Annotated in this window: 19 protein-coding genes; 11 read left to right on the top strand and 8 right to left on the bottom strand. The window is 65.7% G+C overall.

The genetic code is table 11. The features are described 5' to 3' along the window. The first annotated feature begins 404 nt into the window (after positions 1 to 404). From T8T21_RS18780 to T8T21_RS18765, 4 genes are all read left to right on the top strand, one after another. A complete protein-coding gene (locus T8T21_RS18780; protein ID WP_322338138.1) occupies positions 405 to 2,702 on the top strand; it encodes a multicopper oxidase family protein in 2,298 nt (765 codons plus the stop codon). Continuing rightward, positions 2,699 to 3,700 carry an SCO family protein gene (locus T8T21_RS18775; protein ID WP_322338137.1) on the top strand — a complete coding sequence of 334 codons (1,002 nt, stop codon included), beginning with the start codon at positions 2,699 to 2,701 and terminating at the stop codon, positions 3,698 to 3,700. The genes T8T21_RS18780 and T8T21_RS18775 overlap by 4 nt, the downstream gene beginning before the upstream one ends. A 304-nt stretch (positions 3,701 to 4,004) precedes the next feature. After that, entirely contained in the window at positions 4,005 to 5,387 is a 1,383-nt protein-coding gene (locus T8T21_RS18770; protein ID WP_322338136.1) for a sensor histidine kinase, read from the top strand. Further along, positions 5,384 to 6,028 carry a response regulator gene (locus T8T21_RS18765; RefSeq protein ID WP_183471530.1) on the top strand — a complete coding sequence of 215 codons (645 nt, stop codon included), beginning with the start codon at positions 5,384 to 5,386 and terminating at the stop codon, positions 6,026 to 6,028. The genes T8T21_RS18770 and T8T21_RS18765 overlap by 4 nt, the downstream gene beginning before the upstream one ends. Before the next feature lie 49 nt (positions 6,029 to 6,077). Here T8T21_RS18765 and T8T21_RS18760 read toward each other — a convergent pair whose 3' ends face one another. From T8T21_RS18760 to T8T21_RS18725, 8 genes are all read right to left on the bottom strand, one after another. Next, positions 6,078 to 6,737 carry a TIGR02466 family protein gene (locus tag T8T21_RS18760; protein ID WP_322338135.1) on the bottom strand — a complete coding sequence of 220 codons (660 nt, stop codon included), beginning with the start codon at positions 6,735 to 6,737 and terminating at the stop codon, positions 6,078 to 6,080. Between the two features lie 104 nt (positions 6,738 to 6,841). After that, the gene (locus T8T21_RS18755) at positions 6,842 to 7,369 is read right to left on the bottom strand and encodes an EF-hand domain-containing protein (RefSeq protein WP_322338134.1); all 528 of its coding nucleotides are present in this window, start codon (positions 7,367 to 7,369) and stop codon (positions 6,842 to 6,844) included. Between the two features lie 471 nt (positions 7,370 to 7,840). Continuing rightward, a complete protein-coding gene (locus tag T8T21_RS18750) occupies positions 7,841 to 8,086 on the bottom strand; it encodes a hypothetical protein (RefSeq protein WP_322338133.1) in 246 nt (81 codons plus the stop codon). 32 nt (positions 8,087 to 8,118) lie between these two features. Beyond that, positions 8,119 to 9,180: an Ldh family oxidoreductase gene (locus T8T21_RS18745; protein ID WP_322338132.1), complete on the bottom strand. Its 1,062-nt coding sequence runs from the start codon at positions 9,178 to 9,180 to the stop codon at positions 8,119 to 8,121. Positions 9,181 to 9,184: 4 nt separating this feature from the next. Further along, positions 9,185 to 10,033, bottom strand: coding sequence for an ABC transporter permease (locus T8T21_RS18740; protein ID WP_183471522.1), 849 nt, complete (start codon positions 10,031 to 10,033; stop codon positions 9,185 to 9,187). Beyond that, positions 10,030 to 10,839 carry an ABC transporter ATP-binding protein gene (locus tag T8T21_RS18735; RefSeq protein ID WP_183471520.1) on the bottom strand — a complete coding sequence of 270 codons (810 nt, stop codon included), beginning with the start codon at positions 10,837 to 10,839 and terminating at the stop codon, positions 10,030 to 10,032. The genes T8T21_RS18740 and T8T21_RS18735 overlap by 4 nt, the downstream gene beginning before the upstream one ends. A 2-nt stretch (positions 10,840 to 10,841) precedes the next feature. Continuing rightward, entirely contained in the window at positions 10,842 to 11,864 is a 1,023-nt protein-coding gene (locus tag T8T21_RS18730) for an ABC transporter substrate-binding protein (RefSeq protein WP_322338131.1), read from the bottom strand. Positions 11,865 to 11,928: 64 nt separating this feature from the next. Continuing rightward, complete coding sequence (locus tag T8T21_RS18725) at positions 11,929 to 12,810, bottom strand: fumarylacetoacetate hydrolase family protein (protein WP_322338130.1); 882 nt, start codon at positions 12,808 to 12,810, stop codon at positions 11,929 to 11,931. Between the two features lie 195 nt (positions 12,811 to 13,005). On the opposite strand from T8T21_RS18725, the gene T8T21_RS18720 reads away from it, so the two are divergent. The 7 genes from T8T21_RS18720 (at position 13,006) to T8T21_RS18690 (ending at position 20,046) form a co-directional block, all read left to right on the top strand. Then, on the top strand, positions 13,006 to 13,695 hold the full coding sequence (locus tag T8T21_RS18720) for a FadR/GntR family transcriptional regulator (RefSeq protein ID WP_322338129.1): 690 nt from the start codon (positions 13,006 to 13,008) through the stop codon (positions 13,693 to 13,695). A 165-nt stretch (positions 13,696 to 13,860) separates the two neighbouring features. Further along, complete coding sequence (locus T8T21_RS18715; RefSeq protein WP_322338128.1) at positions 13,861 to 14,697, top strand: cytochrome c oxidase subunit II; 837 nt, start codon at positions 13,861 to 13,863, stop codon at positions 14,695 to 14,697. Next, on the top strand, positions 14,694 to 16,466 hold the full coding sequence (locus tag T8T21_RS18710; RefSeq protein WP_183471511.1) for a cbb3-type cytochrome c oxidase subunit I: 1,773 nt from the start codon (positions 14,694 to 14,696) through the stop codon (positions 16,464 to 16,466). Before T8T21_RS18715 ends, T8T21_RS18710 begins: the two co-directional genes overlap by 4 nt. Then, entirely contained in the window at positions 16,463 to 17,155 is a 693-nt protein-coding gene (locus T8T21_RS18705) for a cytochrome c oxidase subunit 3 (protein ID WP_322338127.1), read from the top strand. Before T8T21_RS18710 ends, T8T21_RS18705 begins: the two co-directional genes overlap by 4 nt. An 11-nt stretch (positions 17,156 to 17,166) precedes the next feature. Then, entirely contained in the window at positions 17,167 to 17,886 is a 720-nt protein-coding gene (locus T8T21_RS18700; RefSeq protein WP_322338126.1) for a heme-copper oxidase subunit III family protein, read from the top strand. 7 nt (positions 17,887 to 17,893) lie between these two features. Continuing rightward, positions 17,894 to 18,250 carry a cytochrome C oxidase subunit IV family protein gene (locus tag T8T21_RS18695; RefSeq protein ID WP_322338125.1) on the top strand — a complete coding sequence of 119 codons (357 nt, stop codon included), beginning with the start codon at positions 17,894 to 17,896 and terminating at the stop codon, positions 18,248 to 18,250. A 140-nt stretch (positions 18,251 to 18,390) separates the two neighbouring features. After that, a complete protein-coding gene (locus T8T21_RS18690; RefSeq protein WP_322338124.1) occupies positions 18,391 to 20,046 on the top strand; it encodes a BCCT family transporter in 1,656 nt (551 codons plus the stop codon). The last annotated feature ends 169 nt before the right edge of the window (positions 20,047 to 20,215 follow it).

The following is a 20,215-nucleotide window of genomic DNA, read 5'->3' as shown; positions in this document are numbered from 1 at the left end:
AACCCTGTGAGTGCGGTCACTTGGCCATTTGCGTCAGGGCGCCCTGCTCATCAAAAACTCCGGAATCGCGGAACGCCCTGAAAGGCAATTTTCGATTACCCCCAAGAAAGGAAGTGGTACGGGAATCCATACCGATTCACGACCCACCGGTTTTCAGTACCATTAAACCACCCCCTTATATTTAGGATAGCGCGTTAACCCGTTTGAAGTATGGACGCAGGCGGTGGTTCTTTCACAATGGATGCGTGTAATTTTCGCTGCCCGGCATTCGTCTCCGGTTCTTTTTTGCGTGACGACGGGCGGCTTGGGGGTAGGGTTCCATGTATCTAATGCGCCATGCATCGCGTCACCGCATCAGGGAAGCGGAGAACGCCCGGAAAAATCGTGCCGAGATCGTCAAGGCCTTGTCTCGGGGGCAGGTCACCCGCCGTGAACTCTTCAAGTGGGGGATCTTCACCAGCGCCGGCACGCTGGCCAACATCAACGGGCTGAGTCCGTTCGCCTCCAGCGCATATGCGCAGGGCATTCCGACCGGGGTCCCGCGCAGCCCGACCTTCGGGGCGCTGCCCTTCACCCAGAAAATGCCGCGTCTTCGCCTGGAGGAGCCGCACCCGCTCGAGCCCCGTTACCGCGGCTACGAATTGGATCTCCATTTCCCCGAAGACCTTGACGAGCCGCCGGCACGGCGCCTGTCCTACCACACCGATTTCACCATGTCGGACGGCAAGGACTGCCGGAATCCCGAGTTCTCGCACGGACCGATGGAAGGGCGGCCGCCGGGCGAGTATTTCGCGCATCAACGATGGCAGGAATACCTGCCGAAGAAGGCCTTCGTGATGTCGCTCGGCCAGCTGGACAGAGGGTTTTCCTTCCACCCCGAGTTTCCGGATCAGGACCGTGACAGCGTCTGGACCTTCAATTCGGGCCAGAACCGCAAGTCGGTACTGCCGCCGCCGTTGATGAAGCTCCGTTACGGCGAGCCGGTGATCTTCCGGCATTACAATCTGCTGCCCGAGGACGCCGAAGAAACGAGCATTTTCGGCTCCCTCAGCCAGGCCACCCATAACCACAACGGTCACAACGCCTCGGCGAGCGACGGCGCCTCGAACGCGCATTTCTATTCCGGCCAGTTCTACGACTACCACTGGTCGACGACGCTGGCCCGTGCCGACATGATCAACACCGATGCCACCGATCCGCGCGCGTCGGGTCCGGACGGCTATGGCGGGCTGGTGCAAGTGAAGGGCGACTACCGTGAACTGCAGGGTTCACTGTGGATGCATGACCACCGCTTCTTCTTCACGGCCGAGAACGTCTACAAGGGGCATCTCGGTGCGCTCAACTATTACAGCGGACCGGACCGGGGCAATGAGCGGCTCTGGGACGGCGTGAACCTGCAACTGCCGAGCGGCAGCGAGCTTGATTGGGGCAATATCGATTTCGACGTCAACCTGATGATCTCGGACGCGGCGCTCAACCCCGACGGCCAGTACTTCTTCGACATCTTCGACACGGTCGGCTTCCTGGGCGACCTGGTGTTGGTCAACTTTGCCTACAAGCCCTTCTTCGAAGTGCTGCCGCGCAAGTACCGGTTCCGCCTGCTCAATGCCTGCATGTCGCGCTTCATCCGGCTCGGGCTGCTCGACAGTCGCAACCGCTGGGTACCGATGCAGGTCATCTCGACCGACGGCAACCTGCTGGTCAATCCGGTCACCGTGAACCAGCTTGACCCGATGGGCACCGGCGAACGCTTCGACGTGATCGTCGACTTCTCGGCCTTCCCGATCGGCGCCAAGCTCCGGATGTTGAACGTCTCCGAGCATCAGGACGGCGCCAGGCCCAAGGAGTATCTGCCCCGGCGCGAGGCCATCAACCAGGAGACCGACGATCCCGCGGTCGGCACCTTCATCGAATTCCGGGTGGTTGGCGAAGTGGAGTCGGTCGACAACCCGGGCAAGATCCACCGCGCCTCCGACCCGGACTACAGTCGGGTTCCCGCCCAGCTGACCGATCCGATCCCGATCGTGGAGCCGGTGCGCGTCCGCCATCTGGAGTTCAAGGGCACGGATCAGCAGGATGAGCTGTTGACTGGCGAATGCTTCCCCGACTGCGCCGATCGCAACATCGAGGGCTTCGGCTGGTCGGTCCGGGTCAACGGCGAGTCCAACCACTTCCTCAACGCCAACCGGGTCAGCCTGCTCGTCCCCGAGCCGGGCGTGACCGAGCACTGGATCATCGAGAACAGCAGCGGCGGCTGGGACCACCCGGTCCACCTCCACTTCGAGGAGGGGATCACGATCGATCGCGGCGGGGCACGCATGTCGGCGCTCGAACGCGGCGCGCGCAAGGATGTCTGGCGCACAGGCGCGGGCGGCCAGGTCCGGATCCAGGTGACCTTCGGGGAGTATGGCGGCGCCTATGTCACGCATTGCCACAACACCGTCCATGAGGATTGGGCGATGCTGGCGCGCTATGACCTGCTGACCGATCCCAAGGATCCGAACCAGTCCTATCAGCATGTCAGCGTGATCCCGACGCCGGATCCGTCGAAATACGGTGTGAGCTACCGGGATCCCGAGATCCTGCCCGAGGGCAACCCGTTCTCCAAGGAGTTCTCCGGAAACCCGCAGGCCGAGGATGATGATGACGATGATGATGACGACGACTCGCGGTCGGGGCGGCGCTCCCGGAGGCGTGGATGACCATGCATCGTTTCTGGCTGGGCGTGGTCGCGCTTGCGGCCACGCTCGCAGCCTCGCCAGCGATGCCCGGCCGCTGGGATCTCGACTACTTCCCGAACACGCGGCTCCTGGATCAGCAGGGGCGGGAGCTGCGCTTCGTCGATGACGTGCTCGACGGGCGGATCGCCGTGGTCAATTTCTTCTACCTCGACTGCCCCGACATCTGCGGCCTCGCCACCGCGCGTTTGGCCAAGGTCCACGAATGGCTGGAAGACCGGATGGGGGAAGAGATCGTCTTCATCTCGATCTCTCTCACGCCCGAGCGCGACGCGCCGGAGGAGCTGGCCGCCTATGCCGAAGCCTTCGGCGCTGGCGAGGGCTGGTACTTTCTCACCGGCGCGCCGGACGACGTCGCCCTGCTGCGCTACAAGCTCGGCGAGCGCAGCAAGCGGTTGAGCGATCACCGCAGCGACATCCTGATCGGCAACGCCGGCACGGGCGAATGGCGGCGCACCTCGCTGATGGGCAACCTTGCCGCCGCGACGGCCGACATCCTCGCGCTCGACCCGGACTGGGCACCGCCGAGAGCCCCGGCGAAGGTGATCGACGGCCGCACGCTGCAAAGCTTCGCCGCGCAGAACCGGGTGGGCGAAGGCCTGTTCAACAAGGCCTGCGCCGCCTGCCATTCGATCGGCGCCGGGGTGCGCGTCGGCCCCGACCTCGAGGGCGTCACGCTGCGGCGGGATCGCGACTGGCTCATGCGCTACATCCGATCGCCGGACCGGATGCTGGCGCAAGGGGACCCGATCGCGGTCAAGCTCGACCAGGCGTTTCCCGCGGTCCGCATGCCGCGGTTCGGCCTCGGCGAGAACGACGTGGCGGACCTGATCGTCTACCTGCATTCCGAAACCCTGCGCCTCGAGGCGCTACCGGACGAGACGGAGGCCGCGGGCGATATGGATCGCGGCGCCTCGCCAGAACACGATCATGACCATGAGCTGGCCGGCCACGTGCATTGAGCACAGGGTAATCGAGGGCGGGAGCGCCGCAGCTCCGCCGCCACCTGCGCGGCCCTGCGCATCACGATGCGCGACGCTTGAGCACTCTACGACGCCAACCAACGTCACCACGCCGCCCGCGTTCGGCCGGAGCTGAGCGGTGAACGAGCCTTCGCATCCCCCTGTCATGCCCTCTCGGCCCACCCTTCCCCCGTTTCCCCCGCACATCAGGCGATGGCCCCGCCGCAGGCGGTCATCCGCCAACCTCGGACCTTGGTCGGTAGCAAAACGCGCGAATTCACCGCATCAAGGGTTAATGACAGCCATGCTCAGCGCGCTTTCGCCTCTTTTTCACTCGCTTTCCTTCCGCTTCCTGTTCGCGGGCGGGGCGGTGATTTTCGTGGCGGCCTATGTGGTGGGCAGCTGGGTCGCCGATCGTATCGAACAGGGCGTCGTGCAGAACTCGGGCACCTCGGCCGCGCTCTACATCGAAAGCCTGATCCCCAACCAATCCTGGGGCCAGGGGGATAGGGAGACCCTCTCCCGCGAGGCCGGGCTGGCCCTGCGCGAGGTGTTTCGCGAAGGCCGGCTGAGCGAGCGGGTCGTGACCTACAACATCTGGAGCCAGTCCGGAGAGATCCTGGAATCCTACCGGCCGGAGCTGCGGGGGCGCTCCTACGAGCCGTCCCAGGCATTGGAGAAGGCTTGGGCGGGCGAGGTGGCCTCGCAGTTCCAGGCGCTGCAGGTCTCGGGCGATCAAACCGAGGTGGCCGTGAGCTTGCCGCTGCTCGAGGTGTATGTGCCGATCCGGGACACGGTGACGGGTGACGTCCTCGCGGTCGTCGAGTTCTATCAGCGCGCCGAAGATCTCGCTCTGGAGCTGGTCGAGGCACGCCGCGAAAGCTGGATGCTGGTAGCTGGCATTCTGGGGCTGAGCGGCGCGCTGCTGTTCATCATCGTGCATATCGGTAGCCGGCTCATCGAGCGCCAGCGCGAGCAGCTTCAATCGCAGCTCCATGAGAGCCGAAGGCTGTCCCAGACCAACGATGCCCTACGCAAGCACGTGTCCGGGGCCGCCCAACGCGCGGCCGCGCAATCGGAAAAGATCATGCAGCGCATCGGACAGGATCTGCATGACGGCGTGGCGCAGCACCTGTCACTCGTCAGCCTGCGCCTCGAGAGCGCGGGGATCGGGCCTTCCAAGGATGCCGATACCGTCAGGCAGGCGCTCGCGAGTGCGATGTCGGAATTGAGGGCGATTTCGCGTGGATTGGCGCTTCCGGATCTCGCCAGGCTCGATCTCGGGCAATGCGCCGCGCAGGCCGTGCGCGACCATAACAAGAGTTTCGGATCTCAAGCGGAGTTGCAGGGCGATTCAATAGGCGCGATCGACGCGTCATATGCGACAAAGCTTTGCATATATCGTTTCGTGCAGGAGGCGCTCTCGAATGCCAGCCGACATGCGCAGGCCACGGAAATCAGGGTGGCTCTGAAATTGCAGGGCGATTGGATCGACGTCGTCGTGTCGGACAATGGGCAGGGCTTCGACCCGCAGCTTAGATCCGAATTGCGCGATGACGGCGGACAGGGATTGCCCGGATTGTCGGATCGCGCGGCCACGCTGGGCGGCGAGGTCGCGATCAAATCGGAACTGGGCAAGGGCAGCGAGCTTCGCCTGCGCTTGCCAATCTCGGAGGATCAGAAATGACGGTTCGTATTGTTGTCGCCGATGATCATCCGATCTTTCGGGCAGGGGTCATCACCAGCCTCGAGGAAACCGGGGAATTCCAGGTCGTGGGTGCCGCAAGCTCTGCGGAGGAAGCCGTGCAGATCGCGGATCAGACCCGACCCGACATCGCGCTTCTCGACCTGTCCATGCCCGGCGGAGGGCTGGCCGCCGTCAAGGCGATCTCCGCCGCGGGCAGCGCAACACATGTCGCCATGCTCACCGTGTCGGAAGAGGATGAGAACGTCGCGAGCGCGCTCAAATTCGGCGCGATCGCCTATATCCTGAAGGGCATCTCCGCGAGTGAACTGCGCGAGATCCTGAAAGGCGTCGCGCGGGGCGAGGCGCATGTCTCGCCGCAATTCGCCGAACGGGTTCTCAACTACATGTCTCAGCCCCCGCAGCGCGCGCCAAACTCGCCGCTTGAGGATCTGACGAAGCGCGAAGAGGATATCCTGCGGTGCGTCGCCAAGGGCCAGAGCAACAAGGAGGTGGCCGAAGCGCTCGGCCTGCAGGAAAAGACGGTGAAGCACTACATGACCGGCATCATGGGCAAGCTTCACGCCCGCAATCGCGTCGAGGCCGCGCTGATCGCACATGAGGGCTGGGGCCTCGGTGAGTGAGCGACGGGACCGGGGCTGACGGCCCCTTATCCCGTAGCGGCTCCCTGCCCTAAGCGTTGGTCTTCGCCTTGGCCTTGGTCTTCTTGACGGCCTTGCGGAACGTCGCGTTGAAGGCGATCGAGACTCGGTTCTCTTCGGTGTCGTTGGGATAGACCCAGTGGACGAGATAGGACGGGAACAGGATCAGCTCTCCGGGCTCGGGCCGGATCGTCTTCTTCGCGGAGAAGGACGGCGCCTTGAGAAGCCGCCAATTCGGCAGGTCGGTTCGCGGATCGAGGAATTCGACCTTCCCCGAGGATTCGGTTTCGGCTTCCGGCTGCGCGACGTAATAGACGCCCGACCAATGCGCGCCCGGATGGGTATGCGGTGCATTGTATCCGCCGGGTGGATTGATGTTCATCCAGGAAAACATCTTGAGATCGAGCCGGCTCGTTTCCGCCTTTGCGCCGATCTTGTCGGTTGCGGTCATGACGGCATCGACCGCGTGGGATCGGAGACGCTGGAAACAGGCCGCCTCGTTGTCGAACAGGTTGCCGGACGAATGCCACCCGCCCCGGTTCGATTTCGACGCACCCTCGGATTCAGATCGCAGGCGTTCCCCTTCGGCGAGGAGTTCGGCATTGAAGCTGTCGGCATCGTTCAGGGCGAAACGGAACAGCGGCGTCGAAAACAGCTTTTCAAACTTGGTCTGCGAGAGGGGTGTCGCCACTCCGGGCCTCCTTCAAGAATGCGCAATCCTGCCGATGGAGGCAGCCGCGAGAAACTCGCGACTGCCCAGAGTGGTGATCTCAGAGCTGAACTGACGCGATCAGATCACTTATCGTCCTTCTCGTCGTCCTCGTCATCATCCTCGTCGTCATCTTCGTCGCGGTCGTCCTCGTCGTCGTCCTCGTCGCGGTCGTCCTCGTCGTCGTCCTCGTCGCGGTCGTCCTCGTCGTCATCCTCGTCGCGGTCGTCCTCGTCGTCGTCCTCGTCGCGGTCGTCGTCCTCGTCGTCATCTTCGTCGTGGTCGTCGTCCTCGTCGTCGCGCTCGTCGCGATCATCCTCGTCGTCGTCGCGCTCGTCGCGATCATCCTCGTCGTCGTCCTCGTCGTCTTCGTCGTCCTCGTCATCCTGCGAGATCTGGGCTTCGGCAACGCTGACGCTGCCGCTGCCGTCGCGATCGGCGTAGGCCAGGAAGCTCTGCGCACCGGCGGTGCCGAAGGCCTCCGTCAGTTCCTTCATGGACAAGTTGCCGTCGCGGTCGGTGTCAATCGAGGCAAAGGTCCGCGGTTGCGCCGACGCGGGCAAGGCAACCACGGCGCAAAGGGACGTGGTGAGCAGAAGTTGGGAAAGTTTCATGGTGAATCTCCGGTCATAAGCTTCAGACAGACGTCAAATCGTCGGTGTGCCGATCCGGGCGGGGGGAAGCCCGTGTCGGTATGTGCTGATTCTTGACACAGATTGATCGGGAAATAATCGGACCATGGTCCGGCCATCTGATCCGTCGCGCGGACACGCGCCGAAGGCACGTGACCGGAGGCTTGGGCTGTCCTCTCACATAGCTGAGATTCCTAAGAGTGAGACCTCGGCGGCTGTTCTCCGGCAGTGCGCGGCGACCTGATCGGCCCTTCGCAAGATATGGGGAGCCTGCCGCCCGAAGCGAGGTTCTTGCATGACGCTTCGGGCGAGGATCCGGCTGTGACAGACGCCACGCGCGCCGGGCGGGGAATGGATCCCTGACCGGCGCGCGCTGCCCCTTCATGCCAGTGTCGGAACAGTAATCCTGAAACCACGATCGACGGCTCAGGTTCCCCCGTGCGGCTTGGGACCCTACGTCAGCACCTGGTTTCGGCGGCCCGTCTGGCGCCATTCGAAACAAAAATGCAGGCAAATACAGGCATTTGAAAGATCACTCAGGAGTGATCCACCATCCCTGTCCTCGGCGTTCTCTGCGGGCAGCAAGGTCGGACCTCCCTGTCCGCCGGTCGCCGGCTCGATACCTGAGCCCCTGCAATCGAAGGATCGTCGGCCTTCAGGGATTTCGTCGCCATGCAGGCTGCCAAGGTGCAGGATCATGCGTGAGCGCCGAGGCCCCCGGACCGCCGCCCCTAGCCCATACCGTCGAGCCCCGCGACGTGAAGCTCCTCGGCAAGCGCATTCAGCGCCGTGACGAGCGACGGATGCAGCGGCACGCCATCCGCCACGTTCCTCGCCCTGGTCTCCTCGCGCTGCTCCCCCGGGATGCGTGGACCGTCCGTGCCCGGCAGTGGGGGCGCGGCGCGCAGCTCGGCAAAGACCCGGTCCGCTTCGGCCGTGAAGCTCTGCAGGTCGACGAAGGCCGCGATGTCGATGGCCACCACGAACTGCCCGGTGTTGGTTGGGCTGCTGGTGTCCGAGGTGAAATCCACCACCGTCCGACCGAGTGCCGCACCGTTCAGAACTCCGCCCAGAAGCCCGATCGCCAGCGCCAGACCATAGCCCTTGGCGCCACCGATCGGCATCAGGAATCCCTCCTGCCGTCGCGCGGGATCGGTCAGCGGCTGGCCGTCGCGCCCGATCATCCAGCCCTCCGGCATTCTCTCGCCACGCTGCGCGAGCGTCTTGATCTTGCCCATGGCCGCGACCGTCGTCGCCATGTCCAGAACGAAGGGCACGCCCGCGCCGGAGGGCGCCGATACGGCCAATGGATTGGTGCCGAGCAGAAGCTCCGTGCCGCCCCAGGGCGGCATGTGATTGGCGCTGCCCACCGCGCCCGCGATCCCGATCATGCCCGCCGCCGCCTGCGGCCGGACATAGAGCGCGGCCGGCCCGGCATGGTTCGAACGGCGGACGCCGACCCAGCCGATGCCGGCGCTGCGCGCCTTGTCCATCGCCGTCCGCACGGCGAGGTTCATCGCGAGATGGCCGAGCCCGTCATCGCCGTCGATCAGCGCCGTCGCGGCGGTCTCCCGCACCACCTGCGGCGAGGCCATGGCATTGCTGCCTCCGTCGCGCAAACGGTTGACGTACTGGCCGAGCCGGAACACGCCATGGGTGTCGTAGCCGAGCAGATCCGCCTCGACCATGGTCCGGGCCACGTCGCGTGCGGCCGGCCCGTCAACGCCCGTAGCCTCGAAGGCGCGCGTCACGAAATCGGTCAATGCATCCGCCGGGACGCGCCGCAGGTCCATGTCCCTAGCCCTCGGCCCCGATGACGCGGTCCTTGTGCCAGAACACCAGCACCCGCTGCGCGTAGGAGGTCGCGGCGAACAGCGCCAGGCCCACGAGGCTCAGATACAGGATCAGCGAGAACACGCGCGGCGTGTTGAGTTGCGAGGCGGCGACGCGGATCAGCTCGCCGAAGCCATTGCCGCCACCGAGGAACTCACCGGTGATCGCCCCCGCCATGACCCCGACCGAGCCGATCTTCAGGCCGGTGAAGATCTGCGGCAGGCCGGTCGGCAGCTTCATCTTGTAGAGCGTCTGCCAGCGGCTCGCCCCCATGGTCTTGAACAGCATCCGCGCGTTGGCGTCGGGCGCGTGCAGCCCCGCCGCCGTACCCACCACGATCGGGAAGGTGGCGATGAAGGCGGCCAGCGCGACCTTGCTGTCGATGTCGAAGCCCAGCCAGGCCACGAAGAGCGGCGCGAAGGCGACCTTGGGCATGGTGTCGATCGCCACGAGATAGGGCATGATCGCCCGCTCGCCGAAGGCGGTCTCGCCCACGATGATGCCCAGCGTCAGGCCGATGGCGATGGCCAGCGCATAGCCGTAGAGAACCGTCTTCACCGTGGTCCAGAGCGAGTCGAGCATGTAGCCGCCCGACAGGACATTGGCCCCCACGAACATCATGTCGTTCCACGTCTCCAGCGGCGTCGGCAGGATGATCGGCGGCACCAGGTCGGACAGGGTGATCAGCTGCCAGACGGTGATGAACACCACCGCGACCGAGGCGATCTGGACCGGCCGGGGAATGCTGTCGATCAGGCTGGCCTTCTCGACCCAGACGGTATCGTCGAGTTGGTCCGGCGCGGTATCGGTCATTCGAAGTCTCCCTTGTCGAGGCGGGTGCGGATGCGTTCGACCAGGGCGCCGAATTTCGGCGTCGTGATCATGTCCAGCGTCCGCGGGCGCGGCAGGTCGATCTCCACGACCTCGGCGATCCGGCCCGGGCGTGGGGCGAGGACATAGACCCGGTCCGAGAGGATCACCGCTTCCGCGATGGAATGGGTCACGAGGAACGCCGTCGCGTTCGTCTCGGTGCAGATGCGCTGCAATTCCATGTTCATGAAATCGCGCGAGATCTCGTCCAGCGCCGAGAACGGCTCGTCCAGCAAGATCATGTCCGGCTGCGTCACCAGCATCCGGCAGATCGCCGCCCGCTGGGCCATGCCGCCCGAAAGTTCGTCGGGATAGACCGACTCGAACCCGCCGAGCCCGACGAGATCGAGCAGCTTCTCGCCCCGCCCCCAGGCCGCCTTGGCGGCGGCCTTTCCGTCCCGGATCTCGATTGGCAGCAGCACGTTCTCGATCGTGGTGCGCCACGGGAACAGCGTGGCGTGCTGGAACATCATGCCGATGTCGCGGCGAGGCCCCCGGACCGGCTGGTTGTTGATCGTGACCCGCCCCTGGGATGGCGGGATGAGACCCGCCATGATCTTCAGGAGCGTGGACTTGCCGCAGCCCGAAGATCCGATCACCGAGGAAAAACTCCCCCGCTCCAGCGACAGCGAGATCCCCTCGAGCGCGCGGACCCGGTTGCGGGCGTAGGTTTTCCCTACGCCCGTCAGTTCATAGACGGTCTCGCCTCCCGTCGACGCGCGCAACTGCGACACCCTGGCCGTCGCCATCATCACTCCAGCTCCGCGCTGATCTTGGTGACGAAGTCATTGGTGAAGGCGGCGTCCAGATCGTCCAGCGGGGCGGGCAGGTCGCCATTGGCGATCAGGCTGGCCTGCCATTCCTCCCACACGGCGGGCGGCAGGTAGCCCAGGCCCTTGTCGGTCTCCAGCGGGACGGATTTCGAGCGCACGGCGGTGAACAGCGCCGAGGCGAAGTCGCGGTCCTCGATCTCCTGCGGAAAGCCCGCCGCGAAGTGGTCGAGGCTGGCCTCGCGATTGGCCTCGTCCATCGCGAATTTCTGACCCTTCATGAAGGCCCGGACGAACTTCTCGACCAGCTCCGGCTCGTCGCGGATGGTGTCGCCCATCGTGACCAGGCCGTTGCCGAAGAACCGCGCGAATTCCGCCGGGGTGATGTCGCGCAGCGCGACCCCCCGCTGGCCGAGCACGGCGGCATCGGCGACGGATGCGGAATAGGCCGCGATCTCGTCGCGCAGGAAGGCCGCCGTCGCCGGTCCGCCATCGCCGACGGTAAGCAGCTCGTAATCCTCGCCCGGCGACATGCCCGCGCTGCTGAGCACGTTGCGCGCGAAACCCACCTCCGCGCCGTCGGCCGTCCCGGTGCCGACCACCTTGCCGGCCAGATCCTCAGGGGTCTGGTAGGGGCTGTCCTCCTCGACCATGAGACCGAAATTGGCCCGCGCCGCGACGTTGTAGATGAACACCGCATCGACCCCGCGCGCCCGGGCCGTCAGCAGCGGGCCGGGTCCGGGACGGCCGAAATCGGCCTGACCGGCGGCGAGCGCCTGCAGCACCGAGCCCGAGCCGTTGACCGTCTCCACCTGAACCTCGAGCCCCTCCTCCGCGAAATAGCCTTCGCCGATCGCGACATAGACCGGGAAGGAGTTGATCGCCGAGGCGCTTGGCTGCGCGAAGGTGATCTCGCGCAGCTCCTGGCTCAGGCCGGCCCCGGCCGTGAGGGCAAGCGTGATCGCCGTCGCAGCGGCGCGTCCGAGCAGTTTCGACATCGTCATGGGTTTCCTCCTCCTAGATTTGGCTGAATGCACCACGGCCTCCTCCGCCGGGGTGCGACCGGGTTCAGGCGACGCGCTTGGCCGCGCCGCCCATGGCGCGCATCCGGTTCGTCAGGCGGCCGATGCCGTCGATCTCGCAGGTGACGATATCGCCATCGCGCAGGTATTGCGGCGGCTCCATCGCATAGCCCACGCCCGAGGGCGTGCCCGTGGCGAGGATGTCACCCGGCTCGAGCGTCATGCCCGCCGACAGCGCGGCGATCAAAGTCGGGATGTCGAACACCATGTCGCGCGTATTGCCGTCCTGGCGCAGCTCCCCGTTCACCGAGCAGCGGATGCCGAGATCATGCGGGTCCGCGATCGCGTCGGCGGTGACGATCCAGGGCCCCATCGGGCAGGACCCGTCCAGCCCCTTCCCCTTGAAGTACTGACCGCCATGCTTGCGCTGGATGTCGCGCGCGGTGACGTCGTTGATGATGGTGTAGCCGAAGACATGCTCCATCGCCCGTTCGCGCGGGATGTCCCGCCCCGGCTTGCCGATCACGACGGCCAGTTCGACCTCGTAGTCGATATGCGTCGAGAGATGCGGGAAGATGGGGACCTCGCCATCGGGAGCGGTCACCGCCGTGGGCGGCTTGGTGAAGAAGACCGGCACCTGGGTGACGCCGACTTCCTGCTTCTGCGCCCGGTCGCCCTCGGCGATGTGCTCCATGTAGTTCCGGCCGACGCAGAACACGTTCTTGGCCGGCGCCGGGATCGGGGCCGCCAGCGTGAATTCACCGGGCGCCAGCAGCGGCAGGCCCCCGCTCGTCCGAAGCCGGTCGAGCGCGGCAGGGCCCTTCCCGATCAGCTCGGCGATGGGCATCCCCAGAACATGGGCCGAGCCATCCTCCTGCAGCAGCACGGTCTCCAGACCGGCTCCCAGATTGGCCGTCGCGATACGCATTCCGTCTTCCTCCACGAAACAAAGCGGGTTGTCCCTGCAGGCTAGATCGAAAACCCGGTCGCAGCGGTGACACCAATCCGCGGATTGGTTACGGTTGGGTGGGTGCATGGCATGCGGGTTCTCTCGCCGTGGGCGGGACGACACAGGAAAGCCGCGTATCCGCAATGGTTTGAGCGGCGGGAGGAAGATCGCCCAATGAGCGAATTGGTCGACGACGGCGTGTCCGAAGCGGAGCCATCGCTGGCCGCCCGGATGCGGCAATACCTGATCGCGCGCGGCTTCTCCCACAGCGACCGCATCCCGCCCGAACGGCAGCTGATCGCGGAGTTCGGCGTGTCACGCTTTGAACTTCGCAAGGCGCTGGCCGAGCTCGAGCGGGACGGGCTGATTTGGCGCCATGTGGGGCGCGGCACCTTCGTCGGGGCGCGACCGGTCCACAACCTCAACGATCTGGCCTATCTGCGCGATCTTGCCCGCCCGGCCCAGCTTCTCGAAGCCCGGCTTGCCATCGAACCCGAGCTGGCCCGTCTGGCGGCTTTGCAGGCCACGGCCGCCGATCTGGAGAAGATCCGTTCCTGGGCCGAACGCGGCAGGCAGGCCTCGGACTGGCGGCTCTACGAGGCCGCGGACACCAACCTGCACAACTGCATCGCGCATGCGACCCACAACAAGCTGCTGATTCATCTGTTCAACGAGTTGAACACGGTGCGGCGGGCGGTGCTGTGGGATCTGAAACGGGCCAGCATGCGCCCGCCGCAGGACCATTTCGCCTTTGACGAACATGACGCCATCGTCGAAGCGCTCGTCGCCCGAAGCCCTGCGCAGGCGGCGGATCGGATGCGGACGCATCTGTCCTCGGTGAATAGGAACCTTCCCCGGCGCTGACGCGACGCCGTCTAGCCCTGTTCGGACCGACAGCGCGCCGCTCCGGGCGGTGCTCTGCAGGTTGCTGGAAAACTTTCCGAAATTCGGCTATGCTCGCCGACACCTGCCTAAGCGTCCCCCGACTGGCACGCAATTTTACCGCTGGTCGCGCGAGAGGGTATCGCGATGATCGTTGCGGCCAGTCTGGTACTGATTGTTCTCTTTTCCGTCGGCTTTCACCTCTTCAGCCCCTGGTGGTGGACCCCGATCGCCTCGAACTGGGGCTATATCGACACCACCCTCGTCATCACCTTCTGGATCACCGGCGCGGTCTTTGTCGCCGTGGTGCTGTTCATGGCGTGGTGCGTGTTCCGCTACCGCCACAAGCCGGGACGCGTCGCGCATTACGAACCCGAAAGCCGCAAGCTCGAGATCTGGCTCACCGCGCTCACCGCGCTCGGGGTGGCGGCCATGCTGGCGCCGGGGCTGGTGGTGTGGAAGCGGTTCATCACCGTCCCCGACGACGCCACCGAGATCGAGGTGGTGGCGCAGCAGTGGTACTGGAGCTACCGCCTGCCCGGCGCCGACGGCCGGCTCGGTAGTTCGGGCACCGAATGGATCGATTTCGACAACCCGCTGGGCATCAACCCGCATGACCGCTTCGGCGCCGACGACGTGGTGATCGACAGCGGCGACCTGCATCTGCCGCTGGGCCAGCCGGTCAGGGTCAATCTGCGCTCGGTTGACGTGCTGCATGATTTCTACGTGCCCGAGTTCCGCGCCAAAATGGACATGGTGCCCGGCATGGTCACCTATTTCTGGTTCACCCCCACCCGCACCGGAGTGTTCGAGGTGCTCTGCGCCGAGCTTTGCGGCGTCGGGCACGGGGTCATGCGCGGCTACGTGTCGATCGACGAGCCGGAGGATTTCGACAGCTGGCTCGGCGAGCAGGTCACCTTCGCGGGGCTGCCCGCGGGTGGCGCGGTCCGGGTGGCGGAAACGGCGGAGGAAAGCGATCCATGAGCAGCGTCAGCGAAGACCCAGACAGCGGCATCCCGCCAGCCGAAGTTCCCGACCTGCCGCCGCCGCACGCGCATGGCTGGTGGTCGCGCTGGGTGTTCAGCCAGGACGCCAAATACATCGCGCTGCAATATTCCGGCACCGCGATCGCCATCGGCATGGTCGCGCTGGTCCTGTCATGGCTGATCCGGATGCAGCTCGGCTTCCCCGGCGTGTTCGACTTCATCTCGGCCGAGGCCTATTACCAGTTCATCACCATGCACGGCATGATCATGGTGGTCTACCTGCTCACCGCGATCTTCCTGGGCGGCTTCGGCAACTACCTGATCCCGCTGATGGTCGGCGCGCGGGACATGGTGTTTCCCTTCGTCAACATGCTGAGCTTCTGGATGTATTTCGCGGCCGTGGTGGTGCTTGTGGCGAGCTTCTTCGCGCCCGGCGGACCCACCGGGGCGGGCTGGACGCTCTACCCGCCGCAGGCGATCCTGTCGGGCACGCCGGGCGGCACCGGCTGGGGCATCGTGCTGATGCTGGTCTCGCTGATCCTGTTCATCATCGGCTTCACCATGGGCGGTCTGAACTACGCCGTCACCGTGCTGCAGGCGCGCACGCGGGGCATGACGCTGATGCGCATGCCGCTCACCATCTGGGGCATCTTCACCGCCACGGTGATGGCACTCCTCGCCTTTCCTGCGCTGTTCGTGGCGGCCGTGATGATGCTGTTCGACCGGCTTCTGGGTACGTCGTTCTTCATGCCGGCGCTGGTCGAGATGGGCCAGCAGCTGAGCTATGGCGGCGGCTCGCCGATCGTGTTCCAGCACCTGTTCTGGTTCTTCGGCCACCCAGAGGTCTACATCGTCGCCCTGCCGGCCTTCGGCATCGTGTCGGACCTGATCGCGGTGCATGCGCGCAAGAACATCTTCGGCTACCGGATGATGGTCTGGGCGATCGTCATCATCGGCGCGCTGTCCTTCATCGTCTGGGCGCACCACATGTACGTCTCCGGAATGCACCCCTATTTCGGCTTCTTCTTCGCCACCACGACGCTGATCATCGCGGTGCCCACCGCGCTCAAGGTCTACAACTGGATCCTGACGCTCTGGCGCGGCGACATCCACCTGACATTGCCGATGCTCTTCGCGCTCGGCTTCATCGTCACCTTCCTCAATGGCGGCCTCACCGGCCTCTTTCTCGGCAACGTGGTGGTCGACGTGCCGCTGTCGGACACGATGTTCGTGGTGGCGCATTTCCACATGGTGATGGGCGTCGCGCCGATCATGGTGATCTTCGGCGCAATCTATCACTGGTTCCCGCTGATCTCGGGGCGGATGCTGTCGCACCGGCTCGGGCTGATCCATTTCTGGGTCACCTTCATCGGCGCCTACGCGATCTTCTTCCCGATGCATTACGTCGGCCTCGTCGGCGTGCCGCGCCGCTACCCCGACATCTCGGCGAGCTTCGTGCCCGACAGCGTCGCCACGCTCAATGCCTTCATCTCGGTGGCGGCGCTGACCGTCGGCGCGGCGCAGATCCTGTTCTTGTTCAACTTCGCCTGGAGCCTGCGCTACGGCCGCAAGGCCGAGCCGAACCCGTGGCGCGCCGCCTCGCTCGAATGGCAGACGCCCGAGATGCCGCCCCGCCACGGCAACTGGGGCAAGGAGCTGCCCGTGGTCTATCGCTGGGCCTATGAGTACAGCGTGCCCGGCGCGAGCCGCGACTTCATCGCGCAGGACGATCCCGGCCATCCCGCCAGCTGGAGCCACGTGCCATGAGCATCGTGCTGGGCTTCGTCGCGCTGGTCGCCGTCGTCGCGCTGACATGGCTGTGGAAGCAGGGCGTGGCGGACCGGCCCTGGCTCGAAACCGGCGCCGTCACCCGCATCCCCTCCCCCGGCGGGCAGCCCACCGGGCGCGCCGGGCTCGGCATCTTCCTGATCGTGGCGGGCGGGCTCTTCGCGCTGTCGGGCAGCGCGGTGAGCATGCGGATGGGCTATGCCGACTGGTTCGAGATGCGGCTGCCGGGCGTGGTCTGGATCGGGCTGGCGCTTTTGGTGCTGAGCAGCCTCGCGCTGCAGGCGGCCTCTTTCGCCGCGCGGCGCGGTGACGCGCGCGGCCTCGCGCGCTGGCTCGGCGCGGGCACGGTCGCGATGGCCGGCTTTCTCGTGGCACAGGGCCTCGCCTGGGTGCGGCTGGCCGAGAGCGGGCAGAGCCTCGCCGCCACGCCCGGGGCGAGCTTCTTCTACCTGATCTCGGGGCTGCACGTGCTGCACGTGCTGGGCGGCCTGGCGGCGCTGGCGCGGGTGGCCGCGCGGCACGGCCGGGGACCGGCCGAGGCCGCGCCCGCCATCGGGCTTTGCGCCATCTACTGGCATTTCCTGCTGATCGTCTGGATCGCCATGCTGGCGATCCTCACCGGCTGGGCCGCCGACGCCGCCGCGCTGTGCCGCGCGATCCTGAGCTGAGGGAGACGAGCATGACCGACGCCACCGCTTCCGGACACCGACACCGCCCCCGCCCCGACGGGCTCGAGGGGCTCGCCGCCGACTGGGCCTCCGACCAGCGCGCCTTCAAGAGCGCGTCCTGGGGCAAGGCGATGATGTGGATCTTCCTGCTCAGCGACACCTTCGTCTTCGCGATCTTCCTGATCTCCTACATGTCGGCCCGCAGCTCGACCGAGGCGGAATGGCCCAATGCCAGCGAGGTCTTCTCGCTGCATGTCGGCGGCGCCGACCTGCCGCTGGCGCTGATCGCGATCATGACCTTCGTGCTGATCTCGTCCTCGGGCACGATGGCGATGGCGGTGAACTGCGCCTATGCGCGCGACCGCAGGAGGACCGCAGCGCTGATGTACGCCACCGCGGCGCTCGGGGCGCTGTTCGTCGGCATGCAGGCCTTCGAATGGTCCAAGCTGATCTACGAGGGCGTGCGCCCCTGGGGCAACCCGTTCGGCGCCGAGCAGTTCGGCGCGGCCTTCTTCATGATCACCGGCTTTCACGGCACCCATGTCAGCTTCGGCGTGCTGTTCCTGCTGATCGTCGCGAACAAGGTCCGCAAGGGCGAGTTCGACAGCGGTCGTCGCACCTGGCTGTGCCGCGAAAAGGGCGACTACGAGGCGGTCGAGATCATGGGCCTCTACTGGCACTTCGTCGATCTCGTCTGGGTGTTCATCTTCGCATTCTTCTACCTGTGGTGAGGCCGACATGACCCAAGCTTCCGCACGACAGACCGCCCCCGCCACCGCGCATGAGGGGCAGGCGCATCCGATCCGGCTCTATCTGGTCTGCTGGGGCCTTCTGTTCGTGCTGTCGCTGGCCTCCTACATGGTCGATTACGCGCAGCTTCAGGGGCTGCTGCGCTGGGGCCTGATCCTGCTCTTCATGGCGCTCAAGGCCGGGCTGATCATCGCGGTCTTCATGCACATGGCCTGGGAGCGGCTGGCGCTGGTCTACGCGATCCTGCTGCCGCCACTGGCCGCGGTCGTGTTCATGGCGATCATGATCGCGGAATCGGGCTACACGCTCGAAGCGCGCGAGACCCATTTCTCCGCGCCCGAATAGCCGGGCACCCCGTTCGCGGCGCCGCAACGGCACGTCCGGTTCCTCCAAAAAAATGTGAACGGCAACTCCCCGCCGGGCGTTGAGCGCCCAAACCGCGGCGCAGGACCCCGTCCGGCCCGCATGTCAAAGGGGGAAATGCCATGCCAGGCATGCGACCGCAGGAGCGGTTCTGGATCTTTCCAAAGGTCAATCGGCCGGTCTTCATCGTCTCGGCGGCCCTGATCGTCGCCTTCATCCTGTTCGGCGCGATCTTCGACGATCTCGCCAACACCGTTTTCACCGGCGTCCAGGGATGGCTCGCCGGTTATTTCGGCTGGGCGATGATCATCCTCATCAACCTGCTGCTGGTCTTCGTCGTCTTCATGGCCGTCGGACCCTTCGGCGACATACGGCTCGGCCGGATGGACGAAAGCCCGGAATACTCGCTGTTCTCGTGGACGGCGATGCTGTTCTCGGCGGGCATCGGCATCGGCCTGATCTACTGGGGCGTGGCCGAGCCGATGTATCACTACTTCGCCCCGCCGGGGGCCGAGCCCGAGACCGTGCGCGCGGCGCAGGAGGCGATGGCGATCAGCTTCATGCATTGGGGCTTCCACGCCTGGGCGATCTACGCGGTGGTGGCGCTGGCGCTGGCCTATTTCCACTTCCGCAAGGGGCTGCCGCTGGCGATCCGCTCGGCGCTCTATCCCCTGATCGGCGACCGGATCTACGGCCGCTGGGGCGATCTCGTCGACATCGTTGCGGTGTTCGGCACGATGTTCGGCATCGTCACCTCACTGGGGCTGGGCGCCACGCAGGTCAATGCCGGTCTCGAAGAGCTGTTCGGCGTGCCCAACAACGTCGCGGTGCAGATCGCGATCATCGCCGCGATCACCGGCATGGCCACGCTCTCGGTCGTCGCGGGCCTCGATGGCGGCATCAAGCGGCTGTCCAACATCAACATCATCCTGACGCTGATCTTCCTCGCCTTCATGGTGATCGTCGGGCCGACGCTGTTCATCCTCGACAGCTTCGTCGACAATTACGGCTACTATCTCAGCCGCTTCATCCAGCTCGGCACCTGGAACGAGGGCTGGCAGGGCGGCAACGAGAACGCCAACTGGCAGGAAAGCTGGACCATCTTCTACTGGGCCTGGTGGGTGAGTTGGGCGCCCTTCGTCGGCGTCTTCGTGGCGCGCATCAGCCGTGGCCGCACGGTGCGCGAGTTCATGTTCGGGGTGATGCTGCTGCCCTGCTCGATCATGTTCTTCTGGTTCACCGCCTTCGGCGGCACCGCGATCTCGATTTCGCTCTCGGGCGATCCGGCACTCGTCGAGGCAACGCGCGAGAACTACGCCAACACGATGTTCGTGCTGCTCGACTACTTCCCCTTCTCGGGCGTGACCTCGCTCTTCGCGACGATCCTGATCGTGCTGTGGTTCGTGACGTCGTCCGACTCCGCCAGCTTCGTGATCGACATGCTGACCGCCGGCGGCGACCCGAACCCGCCCAAGGTGCAGCGCATCTTCTGGGCCATCTCGGAGGGCGCCGTGGCCTCGGTGTTGCTGCTTGCCGGGGGCTTGGGCGCGCTGCAGGCAGCGGCGGTGATCGCGGGCTTTCCCTTCGCGGTGGTACTCGGGCTGGTGGCCTTGGGGCTGGTGCGGGCGCTGCGCTGGGACGACCTGATGGTGCACCGTCACCGCCAGCGCTTCCGCAGCGATGCCGAGGCCGAACACAACATGGGCACCGAGACGCATGATGCATATGCCCAGCTCGACACCGCCGGGGCGCGCGTGTCGAACCGCGCGGCCGAGTGAACGACAGGTTCTCCCCGCGACCGCGGGGAGGACCAGACATTCGCTGGTCTCGTCTGCCAGTCCCGATCGCCTGGGATCGAAGTCGCGACCGGCCGCATGGTGACTTCGACCAAGCCTGACTGCACGACATCCGCCCGGAACGGCGGCACCGGGCATCACATCGGCTTGG

The organism is Limimaricola variabilis, from assembly GCF_034371605.1.
Lineage (GTDB): Bacteria > Pseudomonadota > Alphaproteobacteria > Rhodobacterales > Rhodobacteraceae > Limimaricola > Limimaricola variabilis.
This window is presented reverse-complemented; position numbering and strand designations above follow the sequence as displayed.